Consider the following 17635-nt stretch of genomic DNA (forward strand, 5'->3'; position numbering starts at 1 on the left):
TGTAATACATATATTTATACATAAATTTCTGGGGGGAAATAAATGAAGCTAAGTAAAATACTGATTGGTTCTGCAATTGCTGGGGGCATATTACTTTGTGTAGGCGGTGTTGGGGGATATCAATATGTATCCAAATTAAATAATCAATTAGATACTACTGCATTACCAAATACTACATTTGAAGGTATTTCTCTCGATGGAAAAAATAAGAAAGATATTCAAGCAATTATTAATCAAAGGGTAACTGAATTAGATCAAAAATCCCTTACCTACATATTCCAAAACGATAAACAAACTTACACATGGAAAGATTTAGGGGTAAATTATAAAGAGAAAGATATTATTGACAAAATCTTCAAAGAACAAGAAGGAAACGTAATGAATCGTTACAAAATGCGCAAGCAAGCTGAAAACGGTGAATTAAAACGTGACTATAAATTAACACCACAATTAAATGCAACAGCTTATGAAACCTTTATAAAAGATAAATATAATGAAACATTAAAAAATCCTGTTAATGCAGAATTAAGCATTGAAGGCTCAACAGTAAATGTTAGTCAAAGCCAAAACGGAGAAAAAATTGATAAAGGAAAACTAAACAGTTTAACAAACGAAGCTATTACTACTGGTAAATCAGATGTTACATTACCAGTTACATTCATAAAACCAGAACGTTCTACAGAAGATATACAGAAAATGGGTATTAAAGAAGTCATTGCTGAATATTCTACTCCAATGGCTGGCCGTAACGGAAATCAATCATTTAACGTAAATAAGTCAGCTAATACTTTAAGTGGGGTTATTGTGGCACCTGATGAAACATTTAGTTTTAACGGCCGCGTTGGCGTAACTGATGCTGCACATGGTTACAAATCTGCAGCAGTATATTCACAAGGTAAAGTAATACAAAGTGCAGGCGGAGGAGTTTGCCAAGTCAGTAGTACTTTATACAGCGCCGCTTTAAGGGCTGATTTAGGAATTGTTTCTCGAAGCAATCATTCTATGCCAGTAAATTATTTACCACTTGGGCAAGATGCAGCAGTAGCAGATTATGGTCCAGATTTAAAATTTAAAAATAATACAGGCAATTATATTTATATTCAAGCATTTTCAAATGGAGGTAGTATTACTACACGCATTTTCGGTACAAATACTGGTAAAAATGTTGAAGTTTCTTCTCAAGTAATTAGTAGGACTAGTGATAAAATCACAGCGGTTACGTATAAAAAAGTAACACAAAACGGGGAAGTAATATCAAATGGACAAATTTCAAAAAGTGTATATAAAAGCGCCCCAAAGGAATAGATACTATCAACCGAATAGTATAAAGAAAAAGGCGTGATTTAATCACGCCTTTTTCTTTTGCAGTAATAGTAAAAAAGTTTCAAGATGGTCTTTCGTTTCTTCTAAAGACCACATACGATTTCCTTGCTTCGCAGCTAATACACACGCCTCTTCCCACGCGTTCTTTTTCTTCATATTTATTAATTCATCACGTAATTTCAAAACAATTTCTTCGTCTTCTTGTTCAATAAACTCTTCCATCACGCTTACTATTTCATCCTCATGAATACTTAACGTACAGTACGATTTAAGAAAGTATTGTAATGTCGTATACATAATGTACTCCCCCTTCTTATTTATCAGATGGATAAGAAGTAATAATCTTAAACCCTAATTCCCCTGACTTATCTCTTGCTAAAACAGTAACAGTTTTTACTAACTTGTCTTTTACACTCATATTTTTCTTTATTACCGTTTTTCCAACAGGGAATGAATGAGTTGTATTTAATACGAGACGAGCCTCTTTAGAATTTTTTAACCAATCTTGAATTTCCTTGTCATGTTGCTTCAAGCTATCTTTTACAGCTTTCGTCGCTGTTTCTTTATCATAGTATGTACTTGCGGCTGACACTTTATCTGTCTTCAAGCGATTCTTCAAATCCTCTTCTGACTTGCCTACATGTCTTTCAATCGTATGACCATTTTTAGGTGGTCCTTCCATTTCATCTAAAATATTATCACTAATTTTTTCTACCGATGCAGCTTGATTCCCTGTCTGTTTCTCTGATTTTTGTTCTTTTCCTGCACATCCACTTAAGATCAGCATTAATGCCAATAAACTACTGAAGAAAAGACTACTTATTCGTTTCATCATATCACCTCTTCCATGATTATTATCGCAACTTCACTAAAAGTCAATTTCACAACGAAAAAATCTATCATTTTTCATTTTTTTCATCTGTTTTTCCATATTTACCGCGCAATTTCATCAACCCTCTATTTTTCGCCTTTTATAATATATACCCCCTATATTTTATAATTATTTCCCAGATAAAATCGCCAATAACATAACTATAAAACTCTTTTATACAAAGGTTTTTATAGTGTTTTTAAAAATAATTTAAAATACCCCTGTTTTTATATACATAATACCTGTATAAGGTATAAACACCATTCTCATCAACGTTTTTCTACATTATGTAAATTTACCCTTGCCTATACAAACGAAATGTGGTGTAATGCAAAAAAAGATAAAGGATTTTAAACAATGGCTGAAACGATTCAAAATTTCTTAACAGAATACTATTCAATCGCAATTCCACTTAGTATCTTAATTAACATCATCATTAGTCTTTTAGGTGTTATTCCTAGCATCTTTTTAACCGCCATTAACATACAGCTCTTCGGTGTAACCAATGGCACAATCATTTCGATCGCAGGTGAGGCCTTAGGGGCTATTATCTCGTTTTATATTTATCGCATGGGCCTTCAAAAGTTCACTCACGATAAAGTCAATAAGTACCCAAAGGTAGAGCGTCTTCTTTATGTAGAAGGTAGAGAGGCCTTTCTACTCGTTCTATCGTTTCGATTGATACCTTTCATCCCATCAAGTATCGTTACTTTATTTGCAGCTCTAGGGAAAATGTCATTACTCTCCTTCAGTATTGCCAGTACAATAGGTAAAATACCGGCCTTATTGATTGAAGTATATTCGGCATACCAAGTCATGAACGGAACAAATGAAGCGAAGTGGGTTGTAACAATCGCAGGCGTTATTGGATTGTTTTATTTGTGGAAAAAATGGAGAAAAAAATAAAGAAGGAGCATAGGCTCCTTCTTTATTTTTGAGGTATTTTATTAATAGCTATCCGTTAAGTCCTTAGTTAATACCAACAGCACTAAATGATTGCTTAACTGCTGCTACTTCAGCAGAATTTGCACCATATAAGTCTGCTGCAGCTTGTACTGCACCAGCACGAGCTTGACTAAATGTAGTAGATTGCGTGAAATACTGTGTATTTGCACGGTAGTAAATCGCACCTAATTTATCTTTGCCGATACCATTTACAGTTACACCGTAATGCGTACCGCCATTTGCTAATAAATAAGCTTGTTTATTAATAATGCCGCTGTTTGTATGAACGCCACCGTTATCACTTGAACCAGTGTAACGCTTAGAATAATGGTCTGGATCACCATACTTCGTAGGATCACTCATAGAGCGAAGCGCGTCTCCTGCTTTACCAGGTGTGTAAATATCTTCACCAATCTCCCAATCCGGGTTACGGTTATCATAGAATTCTACTAAAGTACCAAAGATATCAGAAATCGCTTCATTTAAAGCCCCTGATTCATTTTGATAAATTAGATTTGAACTATTTTCCGTAACAGCATGCGTTAACTCGTGACCAATTACATCAATTCCACCAGATAATGAAGTAAATGTTACACCATCACCATCTCCGTATACCATCTGTGATCCGTTCCAGAATGCATTGTTATAATTACTTCCGTAATGAACTGTTGATTTTAACGGCGCTCCTGCATCATTAATTGAATTACGATTAAATGTATTCTTATAGTAATCATACGTGATACCCGCATAGTAATGAGCATCTACCGCTGCTGCATCATACGCTGCATTGAAAACATTATCTGCATCTGCCCATAATGTTCCTGGTAATGTTGAACGGTTTTTCGCATCATATGTGAAAATCGTTGCCCCGCGTGTATTATCTTGTAAGTAGTAAGATGATCCAGATAACGTTGTATTAAGAGACTTCGTATCTCCTAGTACGCCTTTACCAGTTCCTACTTTATTCGTTCCTGTTACAGGCTTTACAACAGCTTTCGCATCCTGTTTAGGAGCCTCTTGCTTAACTGGTGACTTATCATCATTCGTCACATGATCAATTGTATTAAACTTATTTAATACTTTACCGCTGTCTGCCTCAATGAAATAGTAGTAGTTTCCTGGGCTTGGATCTAAGAAGTTTAGATTTACAACATATGCATATGTTGTTTCCTCACCGTTTTGATATACATATAAGTCCGCTTTTGGTTCTACTTCATATTTCGGTGTTACCCCTAAATCTTGCTGCGCGATTTCAATTGCTTTTGCGCCTTCAATCTTATTTTTATTTTTCAACTTTTCCTTTTTGTCTAAATCAGGTGCAACTGTTCCAGACAATACTTTTAAAGAACCGTCCTTACTTACGTGAGCTACTTGAGTAGAACCCCATACAGGCACTCCTTCGTAAACTTGTTGCATACGTACTACTGTTGAATCAGTTACAGCATCTTTCTTCACTTGTTTCACTTTGAAAGAATCTTGTGCACTCTTTTCCCCTAGCTTGTAATCACCTTTTGCTGCGTTTAAGTAATCAAACACAACAGATTCTGCTTTCTTGCCAGTTGCTTCAGTTAGATCACCAGAAATAAACTCAGGTGACTGCACCGTCTCATTGTACTTCTTAGTAGAGAGCACATTTTTAGAATCCGCAAACGCAGAGCCTGTCCCTCCAAACGTTGTAACTGCCATTCCTGTCGCTAACACTAATGCTAAACTCTTCTTTTTCATATAACCTTCCCCCTAATAAAAAATTTTTTGAAAAAGAGTAGTTTCATATTAGCATTATGTTTCCACTATTAATATACTAAAAATTCAATTAATTTATCTCTCAAGTTTTGTAGAATTTTGAGGAACAAATATTGAAAAAACCCCTTTCCGATTGGAAAGGGGTTTTTTCAATATTTTCTTAACCATAAATATCTGGATTAGAGTAATTTATAACCTTTTCTTCTGAAAATTTAAAACCGTAAATATCTGGGTTAGAATATTTTATACTACTTTCTTTTAAAGCGTTTAATCCATAAATATCTGGATTAGAGTAATTTACTGAGCCTTCTTTTAAAGACTTTACCCCATATATGTCTGGATTTGAATAATTAACGCCTAAAGAAAGAATCGCTACTATTCCAAGCCCTACTGCACCATAAATGCGCTTTTTCAATTCAATTCCTCCTTTTCTTCTAAAACTTTAATAACTTCTTTATAATATTTATTACTTTCCTCATACTTAAATTCATTCTCTAAATACATAGCTAATTCTAAATAAGCATTTTTTAATTCCTTCATACTACCTACACTCTTAAAAAACGGAATAGCCTCATTCTCTAAAAATCTCTTAAATTCTTGAGATTCTCCAAAATATTTATACTTAAATATACAGAATGAATAAATCATTTTATTGTATTTCTCATCACTCCGTGAGCAATCAATTCCTTTTTCTATCCATTCCTGCGCTTCTTCATAACGTTTAAGATGAATGTATTGCTTAGCCAGTCCATAAATTGTTTCAATATAATTCATATTGACAGTCTTCTGCAATTCGAAACTTTGAAGAAAATAGTCTTTAGATTTATCATGCTCATTTTTATAATGGTATAATTCCCCCATATTATTTAAAGTCATAGCTTTAATCATATCTTTTTCCGCAAAAGAATCTACTTCTCTTAATATACTCTCATAAATCTTTAGAGCTTCTTCATATTGTGCTTTTTCAACATAACTTAAAGCAATAATCGTTTGACAATTTATTACATAACGGAATTTATATTCGTTACGGAACCCCTCCATGGCAATATGAGCAAAATGCATGGCTAAATGTGGTATATTTAGATGACTATACGCAAGACTTAGGTTATAATATATCCCCGTTTCATAATATCCTTGCTCTTTAGCCATTTCTTCTGTTTCAATTAAATATTTTAAACTTTCCTTATGCTTATATTGCAAACTAAGTAATAATGCCTTACTGTACGTATACAATAACTTTTGAAAGGGTGAGTATTTCTTGTACACTTTCTTCAATCTGTCCAATTCTTCTTCAAGAGCAGGTAGATCTCGCTTCATCATTAAATAACGTGTATACAGCAGTTTATAATAATTTATAATTTCAAAATCCAACACATGCTTCATTTCACCTTGCAACTCTTCATATATACGTTCTACTTGTTGCTTGTCCAAATGAACTAGTGCATTCAACCATTCATCCAGCTTCCCCTTCACATCTTCTTCTACATCTCTCAAATCCGTCACAGCAATTTCTAATCTTGCGCAGAGCAATTGTAGAATTTCTTCTGATGCTTCGATCTTTCCATTTTCGATCTTACTTAAGTATGAGACAGAACAAATGCCCTGACATAATTCTTCTTGTGTCATTTTTTGCTGAAGCCGTTTGTAAAAGACTTGTTTGCCTATTTTTTCTAATGTTTGTTGCATTGTCCTCCTCCATTCTCATTACCCCATTACTCTAATAATACATAAAATTTGGAGAAATATAAATTGATAAATATAAATTTTCTAAAAAATATGCATAATTTCATTTTTTTCTCTCTTGACTTCACATCAATATCTCTTCTTTGCTACCAATGGTGAAAAATTGGTATACTATAACCAAATTATGGAGGTGTTCTCGCGATGACTCATTATAAAGACGATAGTTATGCCTTACATACAGACCTATATCAAATCAACATGGCTTATACATATTGGAAAGATGGTATTCATAATCGCCGTTCTGTTTTTGATTTATATTTTCGAAAGCTTCCATTTGAGAACGGTTACGCTGTTTTTGCTGGCCTTGAGAAAATTGTAGAGTACATTGAAAATTTCAGTTTTACTGAAAGCGATATCGCTTATTTAGCAGAATTACAATTTGAAGAAGAATTCCTTCATTATTTACAAAATATGAAATTCACTGGGACGATTCGTAGTATGCAAGAAGGTGAAGTTGTATTTAATAACGAGCCTTTATTACGTGTTGATGCACCACTTGGTGAAGCACAAATTATTGAGACTGCCCTCTTAAATATTGTGAATTACCAAACATTAATTGCAACAAAAGCAGCACGTATGAAACATGCTGCAAGTAATGATGAGCTTTTAGAGTTCGGCACAAGACGTGCCCATGAGTTCGATGCTGCCCTTTGGGGGACGCGTGCTGCCTTTATTGGTGGTTTCTCCTCTACAAGCAACGTTCGTGCTGGGAAACGCTTTGGGATCCCTGTAGCTGGCACACACGCTCACTCTTTCGTTCAAGCATATCGCGATGAATACGTCGCGTTTAAAAAATACGCTGAAACTCATAAAAAGTGCGTCTTTCTCGTTGATACATATGACACATTGAAATCTGGTGTTCCAAATGCAATTCGTGTTGCAAAAGAATTTGGGGATCGTATTGATTTCTATGGCATACGTCTTGATAGTGGTGATATGGCTTATTTATCGAAAAAGGCACGAAAACTATTAGATGAAGCAGGGTTTACAAATACAAAAATTATCGCTTCTAGCGATTTAGATGAATACACAATTATGCACCTTAAATCTCAAGGAGCAAAAATTGACGTATGGGGCGTTGGGACAAAATTAATTACGTCCTTTGAGCAACCTGCATTGGGGGCTGTTTACAAACTAGTTGCGATTGAAGATACTGACGGAAAATTAAATGATACGATTAAAATTTCATCTAACCCTGAAAAAATTACCACTCCAGGACTGAAACGAATTTATCGTATTATCAATCGGGTAAATGATCATGCAGAAGGCGATTATATTGCATTAGATTCTGAAGAACCTGGAAAAGAAGAGCGCTTAAAAATGTTCCATCCAGTTCACACATATATAAGTAAATTCGTAACAAACTTTGAAGCCCGTGAACTGCATAAAGATATTTTCGTTAACGGTGAAAGAACATATGAACTACCAAGTATATTAGATATTCAAAAATATAATGAACAGAGTCTCTCTCTATTTTGGGAAGAATATATGCGAACTTTAAATCCTGAAGAATACCCTGTCGATTTAAGCCAAGAGTGCTGGGATCATAAAATGAATTACATTCAAACAGTTCGAGAACAAGTCGAAAAAAACATACAAAAGTAAACAGAGAAGTTTCCCCTTCTCTGTTTTTTCAATACTATATGGATATTTGTAAAAAATATATTAAAAGAATAAGACGAATGTATTTTATTTGTAAATTTTAATATAACGATATTTAAAAGTAAAATAATATTTGGTATTATTTTATTGAGTCAATTTCAACAAAATCACCAATAAAAAAGAGGACGCGGGTCGCGTCCTCTTTTTTATAAATCTTTCACTCTTAATACACGCATTGCATTTAACACTGCAAGTAGTGTCACACCAACATCTGAGAAAACAGCTTCCCACATTGTTGCAATACCAAAAGCACCAAGTAATAAAACGATCCCTTTTACACCTAGAGCAAAGATGATATTTTGCCACACTATACTTCTTGTACGTTTTGCAATTTTTACAGCTGTCGCAATTTTTGAAGGCTCATCAGTCATAATAACGATGTCTGCCGCTTCAATTGCTGCATCTGATCCTAAACCACCCATCGCAATACCAACGTCTGCACGGGCTAATACTGGTGTATCGTTAATACCGTCACCAACGAAGGCAATTTTTTCTTTTCCGTGCTTCGCTGCATCAATTTTTTCAATCTCTTCTACTTTTTGTTGCGGTAGTAATTCCGCATGAACTTCATCTAAGCCTAATTCTTTACCGACAGCTTCACCAACTGGTTTTGCATCACCAGTTAACATTACTGTCTTTTTAATACCTAGTTCTTTTAACTTTTGAATCGCTTGTTTCGAATCCTCTTTTACCTCATCAGAGATAACAATATAACCTGCATATCTTCCATCTACAGCAACGTGAACTAATGTACCTACTGTTTCTGGTTGCTTAAATTCAATATTTTCTTTTCTCATTAATTTTGCATTACCTGCAAAAATTTCTTTTCCTTGTACTTTTACGACTGTACCGTGACCAGAAATTTCGTTATAATCATCGATTATTTTTTCATCAATTGATTTTCCATATGCCTTTCGAATAGATTGGGCAATTGGATGGTTAGAATATACTTCAGCAAATGCCGCATACTCTAATAACTCTTCACTTGTAGTACCTTCGCTCGGTTCCATTTTTGTAACTTTGAAAACACCTTTTGTTAATGTTCCTGTTTTGTCAAAAACAATATATTTTACATCATTTAAAGCTTCTAAATAGTTACTACCTTTTACTAACACACCACTTTTAGATGCACCACCAATACCTCCAAAGAATCCAAGAGGAATGGATACAACTAACGCACATGGACAAGAGATTACTAAGAACACTAAAGCTCTATAAATCCACTCAGAGAATGTAGCTCCTTCTAAAATAAGTGGTGGAATAAACGCCATGATCGCCGCTGTAATAACTACAACTGGAGTGTAGTAACGTGCAAACTTCGTAATAAAGTTTTCCGTTGGTGCTTTTTTACTGCTTGCATTTTGAACTAAATCTAAAATTTTCGATACAGTGGATTCACCGAATTCTTTTGTAACTTCAATTGTCAACACACCGTTTTGGTTCACAAAGCCACTTAATACATCATTTCCAACTTCAACTTCACGTGGTACAGATTCACCTGTTAATGCTGAAGTATCTACCATTGATGTTCCTTCAATTACTTTTCCGTCTAACGGCACCTTCTCACCTGGCTTAACGATAATATAATCGCCAATTTGTACATCTTCTGGTGATACTTGTTTCGTTTCATTTCCAACCTTTACATTCGCATAATCAGGACGAATATCCATTAATGAAGTAATTGATTTTCGGGAGCGGTTTACCGCAATACTTTGGAATAGTTCTCCTACTTGATAAAATAGCATTACTGCTACAGCTTCAGAATATTGTTGAATTGCAAAAGCTCCTACAGTTGCAATTGCCATTAAGAAGTTTTCATCAAATACTTGGCCACGAGTTATGTTTCTTATCGCTCTCCAAACGATATCTCCACCTATTAATAAATAAGCAAGGACAAATAACGGAATTGTTACCATTTGTGGTAAGCCCGCTAATGCAGCAATTGCTGTCAAAATTCCGCCGACCACTAATCTCCCTACCATCTTTTTCACATTTGCTTCACCATGATCGTGACTATGTCCGTGGTCATGACCGTTCTTCTCTTCACGAACAACTTTCACATCTGGTTCTAACTTTTGAACGACATTTGTTATATTTGCTACAGTCGCTTCTAGTTCTCTTTTATTCGCAACTTCTACTCGTAATTTCTTCGATACGAAATCAACAGTTGCTTCTGAGACAGCTGGCATTTCCTTCACTTTATTTTCAATTTTCATTGCACAGTTCGCGCAATCTAAACCTTCTAATATAAATACTTCTTTAGCAATTTTATTTTTTTGTTCTTCTTGAACTTTAATATGCGGTTCTAATTTTGTAACGAGTTGTTTTGCTTCCGTAACAACTTCGTTTTCTTTATTTTGTGCTGTTTCTAAGATCATTGTCTTTGTTGCGAAGTTTACAGAGCAAGAATTTACTCCTTCTATATTCCCAACACCTTTTTCAATTTTCATTGCACAGTTCGCACAATCTAAACCTTCTAACATCAGTTTCTTTTTCACCAATGCTTCAGCCATCGTTCTCCCTCCTCGCGTTCTTTTATTCTTCTTCGTTTACGTGTTCAAACGCTTGCTCGAAGATATGAATTACGTGCTGGTCAGCTAACGAATAATAAACAACCTTTCCTTCTTTACGATTCTTCACAAGTTTCGCTTGCTTTAACACACGAAGCTGATGCGAAATAGATGATTGTGTCATTCCTAATAAATAAGCTAAATCACAAACGCACATTTCAGCTTCAAATAGCGCATGTAATATTCTCGTACGTGTACGGTCACCTAATACTTTAAATAGTTCTGCTACTTTACTTAAACTTTCATCAGTTGGAATTGTTTGTTTTACTTGCTCTACAACTTCTTCATGAATTATCGTTTGAGAACATGTCTCTTGTGGTGTTTCTACTTTATTTCCAGCCATTATAGCTCACCTCTTTAATTGAACATATGAACAATCATTCATATATCTTATACTCTTATTATATGAGCGCCCACTCATATGTGTCAATGAAATCTGAATTTTTTTTATGAACATTCCGTTCACATTTTAATAAGTCGTATACATATTTTTCGCACTCTCTATATTCTCATACAAAAAAGGATGCACAATTCGCACCCCCCTTTTTACTTACTTTTCATTTTTCACCGCATCCACAATTAAAGAAACAAATCCTAAATGATTATCCCGATTTCTATGGTCAAAACGTTTCGAACGATAAATAAATCCATCTTTCTCATTCCAATCATTATAGTGAAACTTACCATTCTCATCACAGTATTCTAAGAGCCTTACTTGAAAACCTGCTGATTCAAACATGGACGTGATTGTTTTATAGCTATGAACAATTTTATGACTTGCTGCAGGATGATCTAATGGACCAGGTCCACCTACTTGTACCCCTTGCTGATATTCTTCATCTGGAAAAAATGCATCTGGTACTGCACAACGAATATATCCATTCTCCATTAAAAACTCATAACAAATTTTTGCAGCTTCAATTCCTTCTTCATATGATAAATGCTCCCATACATGTTCTGCCAAAATTACTGATAAAGAATTAGGTTGAAATTTATCAAGCCAAGCTTCTCTCCGTAATAAATTTAATTCTTCTTCATTCGTATGTAACCAACCAGGGTTATTATTATAACCCTCTGCTCCAACAACAACTTTTGCTTCTTCCATTTCGCTCCCACCCTTTTTTCATATTCCGACAGAAAAATTCGACAAAATAATATACATTCCCTTTATTTCAACAAAAGAAAAAGCCTTGCGCGCTCCCTAGACGCACAAGGCTTACTGTGTTTATATCCCTTTAATTAGCTTGTTCTAAATTATCCTGCGAACTTCCATCGTCTTTTAAATGACTATGTTTTTTCGAATAAACAAAGTATACAACTACTCCGATTGCTAACCAAGCACCGAAGTACATCCATGTTTTTAATGGTAGGTTTACCATTAAGAATAGACAACATGCAATTGAAATAATCGGCAAGATCGGTACAAGTGGTACCATAAATCCACGTTGTAATTTTGGATGTGTTTTACGAAGAATAATAACTGACACACCAACCATCGCAAATGTTAACAACGCTCCAATATTCGCTAAATTCGACAATTCTTTCAAATCGATAAATCCAGCAATTAAAGCACTACCAATTCCTGTTAACCAAACTGTAAATGTTGGTGCTTCTGTCTTTTTATTAATTTTCGCGAAAGATTCTGGCAATAAACCGTCACGGCTCATAGCGAAGAATACACGTGTCGTTGCATAAATGTAAGCAAAAATTACTGCCATAATACCAATTACAGCTCCAATTGCGATTATACCAGCTACTTTATCTTGTCCTACAACTTCTAACACATACGCCATCGCTTCCGGTACATCTAGCTCTTTATATGAAACCATACCCGTCATAACGAGACAAACTACAACATAAATGATTGTACAAATGACTAACGAAGCGATAATACCAATCGGTAGATCACGTTGCGGATTTTTTACTTCTTCAGCAGAAGTTGCTAATGCATCAAATCCTAAGAAAGCAAAGAATACTGCTGCTCCCCCCCGCGAAAACTCCACTTAAACCATACGGTGCAAATGGTATCCAGTTTTCTGGTTTCACGTAGAATACACCAACTGCAATGAATAAAACAACGATACCAATTTTAATTAATACCATTATGTTATTCACTCGTTTACTTTCTTTCGTACCTCTTGATAATAACCAAGTTATAACTAATGTAACGATAACTGCTGGTAAATTCACTATACCACCTTGAGACGGAATCGTTAGCAGTGCTTTTGGAATTTCAAGCCCTAATCCACTCACTAAGTTATGGAAGTAACCAGTCCATCCGCCAGCTACTGCGGCAGTCGTTACAACATATACGGATAGTAATGTCCATCCCATTAAATGAGCTACAAACTCACCAATTGTTGCATATGAGTATGTGTACACACTACCTGAAACAGGAAGTGTAGAAGCAACCTCTGCGTAACATAATGCTGCAAATCCACAAACGATGGCTGCAATCATGAATGAAAAAATAACTGCTGGACCAGCATCTCTTGCTGCTACTAATCCAGTTAATACTAGAACTCCTGTACCAATTATCGCACCAATCCCTAGCATTGTTAGGTCAAATGCCCCTAGCGTTTTCGTCAAAGTTTTACTTTTACTTTCCCCTAACAATTGCGTAACGGATTTCTTTTTAAATAGGTTGGCCACGATGTATGCCCCCTTTTGCCAAGAAGAGCTAAGAGATCTTCACTCTTAGCCCTTATCATGTTGTTTTATATATTGTTCGATTTTGTTTTGTATAATGCTTCTATTAGCAAGATACTGTTTCTGCTTCTAATAATTCTTTAGCACCTTTGTACTCTACACCGTGAGCTTCTGCAACTGCTTCGAATGTTACATAGCCATCTAATGTGTTAATACCTTTTAGTAATGCAGTGTTACCTAGGCAAGCTTCTTTGTAGCCTTTGTTAGCAATTTGTACTGCATATGGTACTGTTACGTTTGTTAATGCAAGAGTTGATGTACGTGGAACCGCACCTGGCATGTTTGCAACTGCATAATGAACAACGCCGTGTTTTTCATAAGTTGGGTTATCATGAGTTGTAATACGATCAGTTGTTTCGAAAATACCACCTTGGTCAATCGCGATATCTACAACAACAGAACCTGGTTCCATTGATTTAATCATTTCTTCTGTTACAAGTTTTGGAGCTTTTGCACCTGGGATTAATACTGCACCGATTACAAGATCAGACTCTTTAACAGCTTCTGCAATATTGTAAGGATTAGACATTAAAGTTTTTACTTGGTTTCCGAAAATGTCATCTAATTGACGAAGACGTTCTGCACTTAAGTCGATGATTGTTACATCCGCACCTAGTCCAACTGCAATTTTAGCAGCATTTGTACCAGCTTGTCCACCACCGATGATTGTTACTTTACCACGTTTAACCCCTGGAACACCTGCAAGTAAGATACCTTTACCGCCTTTATTTTTCTCAAGGAATTGTGCACCAATTTGCGCAGCCATACGACCAGCTACTTCACTCATAGGTGCAAGTAATGGTAATGAACGGTTTTCTAATTGTACTGTTTCATATGCGATAGAAACAACTTTTTTCTCGATTAAAGCTTTTGTTAATTCTGGCTCTGGAGCTAAGTGTAAGTATGTGAATAAGATTAAGCCTTCACTGAAGTGTTTGTATTCGCTTTCAATTGGTTCCTTAACTTTCATAACCATTTCCATGTTCCAAGCTTCTTCAGCTGTATCAACAATTTTTGCTCCCGCTTCCACATACTGAGCGTCTGTGAAACCAGACCCTAAACCTGCACCCTTTTGAATGAATACTTCGTGATTGTTACGAATTAAATGTACAACACCTGCTGGTGTCATTGCCACACGGTTTTCGTTGTTTTTAATTTCTGCTGGTACCCCAATACGCATAATGAAATGCCCCCTTATAATTAACAGAAAAAAGAGATTCTTTTTTCTTTTTGTAATAATTAATAACTTATGTCCTTATTCTAGCATAACTTAAAAGTTATGAAAACGCTAACATACCATTTTACTAAAGTTTTTATATTTAGAATAGTGTAAATATATAAAACATTGATTCTATTAGGTGTTTCGTGTCATTTCATTATCTTTCACTCTATTTTTATTATACTGCTTCAAAATAAACAGCAATCATTTATTATTTGACAATAATGTAACAATGTAAGAAACCTAAGCGATAACGTATACATATACAGTTATTACTTTACTCAATACTTTAGAGATATATTCTTTTCACAAAAAAACAGCTACTAGCATTTAGCCAGCAGCTGGGTAACTTATAAATAACTTAGAAAATAAATCATCTGTCGTTTCAGTAATTTTATCAAACAGATCACTTTCTTCCGCTTCTTGCTCTTTTAACATCTTAATTGTTTCACGTGCATCTTCAGGGTAATCGGTTATGATACCATCTACGTTCAACTTATAATATGCCTTTAAATTTTCCATATCATTTACTGTCCATACGTAAATTGGTTTGTTTAACTTCCTTGCTTCTTTTACTAATTTCTTATTTAACATATATTCTTCTGCTACGTAAAAGTCAGCCTTCACATTCTTTAAGTTAGCTCTACTTGCATACAATATATACCCTACTTTTATATCTGGATTTGCACGCTTAAACTCTTTAATAAGTGGATAGTGTAACGTTTGAATTACACATTGCTTCTCAAATTCATTATCTTTAATCGTTTTTAAGACTTTGTTTACAAAATCTTTTTCGCCCCCATGAAGCTTCACTTCTATATTAAGTTTGATTTTGCCATTTGCTAGCTTAATGATTTCATCAAGTGTACTTATTTGTCCTGAAAGTCCATCTTGACTAAGGGTAAGTTGCCTTAACTCCGCCATCGTTAAATCTGACACATGCACATTGGCATTTGCGAGACGTTTCAGCTTCAAATCATGTATAACCGCTAGTTCACCGTCTTTCGTTTGTAATACATCTATTTCAGCGTAGTCTGCTTTTGCATCAATCGCACCTTGCACAGCTTCTTTCGTATTTTCTACGCCTTTTGATATATACCCGCGGTGCGCCATAATAATCGGTTCTTTATACGAATTTGAAATAAACGTTACAATGAAGGCAACGACCATTCCGGCAGTAATAATTCCTACAATGTATACGCCAATGAATTTCCAACGATGTTTTTGGAAAAAACATTTATCTGCTTTCGTTTTCGAATAATCTAATCCTTCTTCTAATAAAACATCCTCAACCGGTACCTTTTGTAAGTATAATCGCGTAATCGCCATAATATAAAATGGCGTCACGATAAAGCTGAATAAATACAATGTGCTCGTTAAAAATACAGAAATCGTTGATTCAGCTAATAATGCAAATGTTCCTTTCGGGTTTGTAAATTCATAAACACCCCATAGGCACAATAAATATATTCCCAAAAACACGACATATACAATTCCAATTGAAATAAAAAACCCTACTAAAAAGAATAGTACTTTAAAAAAGCTTTCCTTTACTAAAGTTGCACTTTTACGTGCTGCCACGCGAAATGGTTTTTGCTCTAAAACAACAATAGGTAGAACGAAAATCCATCGAAGATTCAAATACGCGACTACAGCAAAGAACGTGTAATAACCAACTTGTCCCATCGTTGTCTTAAACAGTTCTCCTGTAATAAAGTTAGGAATTTGAATTTGCGGGATTAATGCCGTTTCATATCCCATATTTAAAAGAGGCAACAATACGACAGCATATAAAATAAATCCTGGTAAGCAATATGTAAAAAGAGTAGGTAAATACGTTACCGTTTTATATAAAATCGGACGTAATTTCACCTTCTGTCTTTTATGAGCGAAATACGAAATAATAATAAGCACCGCAAATTCTGTAAAGATAAGAAACAGTGCTAACAATGATAAAATTACGATTGCTAAGATCCCATAAGGCGTCTTTAAAAACGCTAATAATTCATCATTTGTCGCATTTGCATAACCACCAAAATACAATAACTTATTAAAAATGATTCCAAATAGTGGAACAAACACAATCGCTGCTAATAATTTATAAGCAAGTTGAAAAGTTAATACATTCCAAAAAGCAAATTTAACTGTTTGAAAGGAATGTCCTATTACTCCTGGTATAGATAGTTTTTTACGGTGTTGCATATATTCCTCCACATTCTAAAACGATATTTGAGATGGATTCCATATTTCCAGTTCTAATCCATCTTTTTAATAATAATATATTCCGCTTAACATGAACACTCTTATACATATAATGAAAAAAGTGATGGCTACTTCCCATCACTTTTTCATTTATTCTATTTTTTCTCTAGCCCTTGTCCAAATGCTTTCAAGAAGCTAAAACCGAATGTAATAGCTCTATTGATATCTGGATCTTTTAATACTTTAAAGAAATCCATCACTTTTGTTTTTTTACCACTATTTAATTCATCTGTTGCAAATTGCAATCCTGTAACTAAACTGGACGTAATTTGCTTCGTTATTTCTGGGTCAACTGAAGATAACGCTTCTCCTGCCCCCATCATATTGTTGAGTGCATTTTTAACTGGTTCACGATTTAATTGCTCCACAGCGATTTTTGAAACATCTTCCTTCGCAGCAAGTAAACTAATCGCTGCATCTAATATGCCAGCCTTCTGCAACTGTGCTAAAAGCTGCATCGTTTCTTCTACTGCTTCACGATTATTAGATAGCTCATTTAGAAGTTCATCTGCTAATTGCTGTTTCTGTTCTTCCTCTGTTACAACTTTCTTTTTAATTATAGTAATTTCTTTCGCCACTATCTCCGCC

General features: G+C 34.8%; 14 protein-coding genes and 1 pseudogene. 3 read left to right on the forward strand and 12 right to left on the reverse strand.

The annotated features are described in order from the left end of the window. The first annotated feature begins 42 nt into the window (after nucleotides 1–42). Complete coding sequence (locus QCI79_RS09955; protein WP_000777363.1) at nucleotides 43–1305, forward strand: VanW family protein; 1263 nt, start codon at nucleotides 43–45, stop codon at nucleotides 1303–1305. Nucleotides 1306–1347: 42 nt separating this feature from the next. Here the strand turns inward: QCI79_RS09955 and QCI79_RS09960 are convergent, their stop codons facing one another. Together QCI79_RS09960 and QCI79_RS09965 are read right to left on the reverse strand one after the other, a co-directional pair. Beyond that, a complete protein-coding gene (locus tag QCI79_RS09960) occupies nucleotides 1348–1620 on the reverse strand; it encodes a hypothetical protein (protein WP_000288803.1) in 273 nt (90 codons plus the stop codon). Between the two features lie 16 nt (nucleotides 1621–1636). After that, nucleotides 1637–2155 carry an RNase A-like domain-containing lipoprotein gene (locus QCI79_RS09965; protein WP_000822692.1) on the reverse strand — a complete coding sequence of 173 codons (519 nt, stop codon included), beginning with the start codon at nucleotides 2153–2155 and terminating at the stop codon, nucleotides 1637–1639. Nucleotides 2156–2551: 396 nt separating this feature from the next. On the opposite strand from QCI79_RS09965, the gene QCI79_RS09970 reads away from it, so the two are divergent. Then, the gene (locus QCI79_RS09970) at nucleotides 2552–3100 is read left to right on the forward strand and encodes a TVP38/TMEM64 family protein (RefSeq protein WP_000852235.1); all 549 of its coding nucleotides are present in this window, start codon (nucleotides 2552–2554) and stop codon (nucleotides 3098–3100) included. A 63-nt stretch (nucleotides 3101–3163) separates the two neighbouring features. Here the strand turns inward: QCI79_RS09970 and QCI79_RS09975 are convergent, their stop codons facing one another. The 3 genes from QCI79_RS09975 to QCI79_RS09985 form a co-directional block, all read right to left on the reverse strand. After that, nucleotides 3164–4864 (reverse strand): M4 family metallopeptidase, encoded by a 1701-nt coding sequence (locus tag QCI79_RS09975; RefSeq protein ID WP_000730368.1) that lies wholly within the window; start codon nucleotides 4862–4864, stop codon nucleotides 3164–3166. 178 nt (nucleotides 4865–5042) lie between these two features. Continuing rightward, a complete protein-coding gene (locus QCI79_RS09980; protein ID WP_000746247.1) occupies nucleotides 5043–5297 on the reverse strand; it encodes a hypothetical protein in 255 nt (84 codons plus the stop codon). Beyond that, nucleotides 5294–6568: a tetratricopeptide repeat protein gene (locus QCI79_RS09985; RefSeq protein ID WP_001187939.1), complete on the reverse strand. Its 1275-nt coding sequence runs from the start codon at nucleotides 6566–6568 to the stop codon at nucleotides 5294–5296. Before QCI79_RS09985 ends, QCI79_RS09980 begins: the two co-directional genes overlap by 4 nt. Nucleotides 6569–6766: 198 nt before the next feature. Here QCI79_RS09985 and QCI79_RS09990 point away from each other — a divergent pair, with 198 nt between their 5' ends. Further along, nucleotides 6767–8230: a nicotinate phosphoribosyltransferase gene (locus QCI79_RS09990; RefSeq protein WP_000150184.1), complete on the forward strand. Its 1464-nt coding sequence runs from the start codon at nucleotides 6767–6769 to the stop codon at nucleotides 8228–8230. 203 nt (nucleotides 8231–8433) lie between these two features. On the opposite strand, the gene QCI79_RS09995 is transcribed toward QCI79_RS09990, so the two are convergent. From QCI79_RS09995 to QCI79_RS10025, 7 genes and pseudogenes are all read right to left on the reverse strand, one after another. Further along, entirely contained in the window at nucleotides 8434–10800 is a 2367-nt protein-coding gene (locus QCI79_RS09995; protein ID WP_000796560.1) for a heavy metal translocating P-type ATPase, read from the reverse strand. Between the two features lie 22 nt (nucleotides 10801–10822). After that, entirely contained in the window at nucleotides 10823–11200 is a 378-nt protein-coding gene (locus QCI79_RS10000) for an ArsR/SmtB family transcription factor (RefSeq protein WP_000918378.1), read from the reverse strand. A 207-nt stretch (nucleotides 11201–11407) separates the two neighbouring features. Beyond that, nucleotides 11408–11962 (reverse strand): class I SAM-dependent methyltransferase, encoded by a 555-nt coding sequence (locus QCI79_RS10005; protein ID WP_000390569.1) that lies wholly within the window; start codon nucleotides 11960–11962, stop codon nucleotides 11408–11410. A gap of 130 nt (nucleotides 11963–12092) precedes the next feature. After that, nucleotides 12093–13509, reverse strand: a pseudogene (locus QCI79_RS10010) (amino acid permease). 103 nt (nucleotides 13510–13612) lie between these two features. Then, entirely contained in the window at nucleotides 13613–14746 is a 1134-nt protein-coding gene (gene ald / locus QCI79_RS10015; protein ID WP_001219744.1) for an alanine dehydrogenase, read from the reverse strand. A gap of 369 nt (nucleotides 14747–15115) precedes the next feature. Continuing rightward, a complete protein-coding gene (locus tag QCI79_RS10020; protein ID WP_001164700.1) occupies nucleotides 15116–16987 on the reverse strand; it encodes a glycerophosphodiester phosphodiesterase in 1872 nt (623 codons plus the stop codon). A gap of 155 nt (nucleotides 16988–17142) precedes the next feature. After that, on the reverse strand, nucleotides 17143–17625 hold the full coding sequence (locus QCI79_RS10025) for a helical membrane plugin domain-containing protein (RefSeq protein ID WP_001040507.1): 483 nt from the start codon (nucleotides 17623–17625) through the stop codon (nucleotides 17143–17145). Between the last annotated feature and the right edge of the window lie 10 nt (nucleotides 17626–17635).

This window comes from Bacillus cereus group sp. MG1, assembly GCF_040460035.1.
In the GTDB taxonomy this organism is placed as follows: domain Bacteria; phylum Bacillota; class Bacilli; order Bacillales; family Bacillaceae_G; genus Bacillus_A; species Bacillus_A cereus.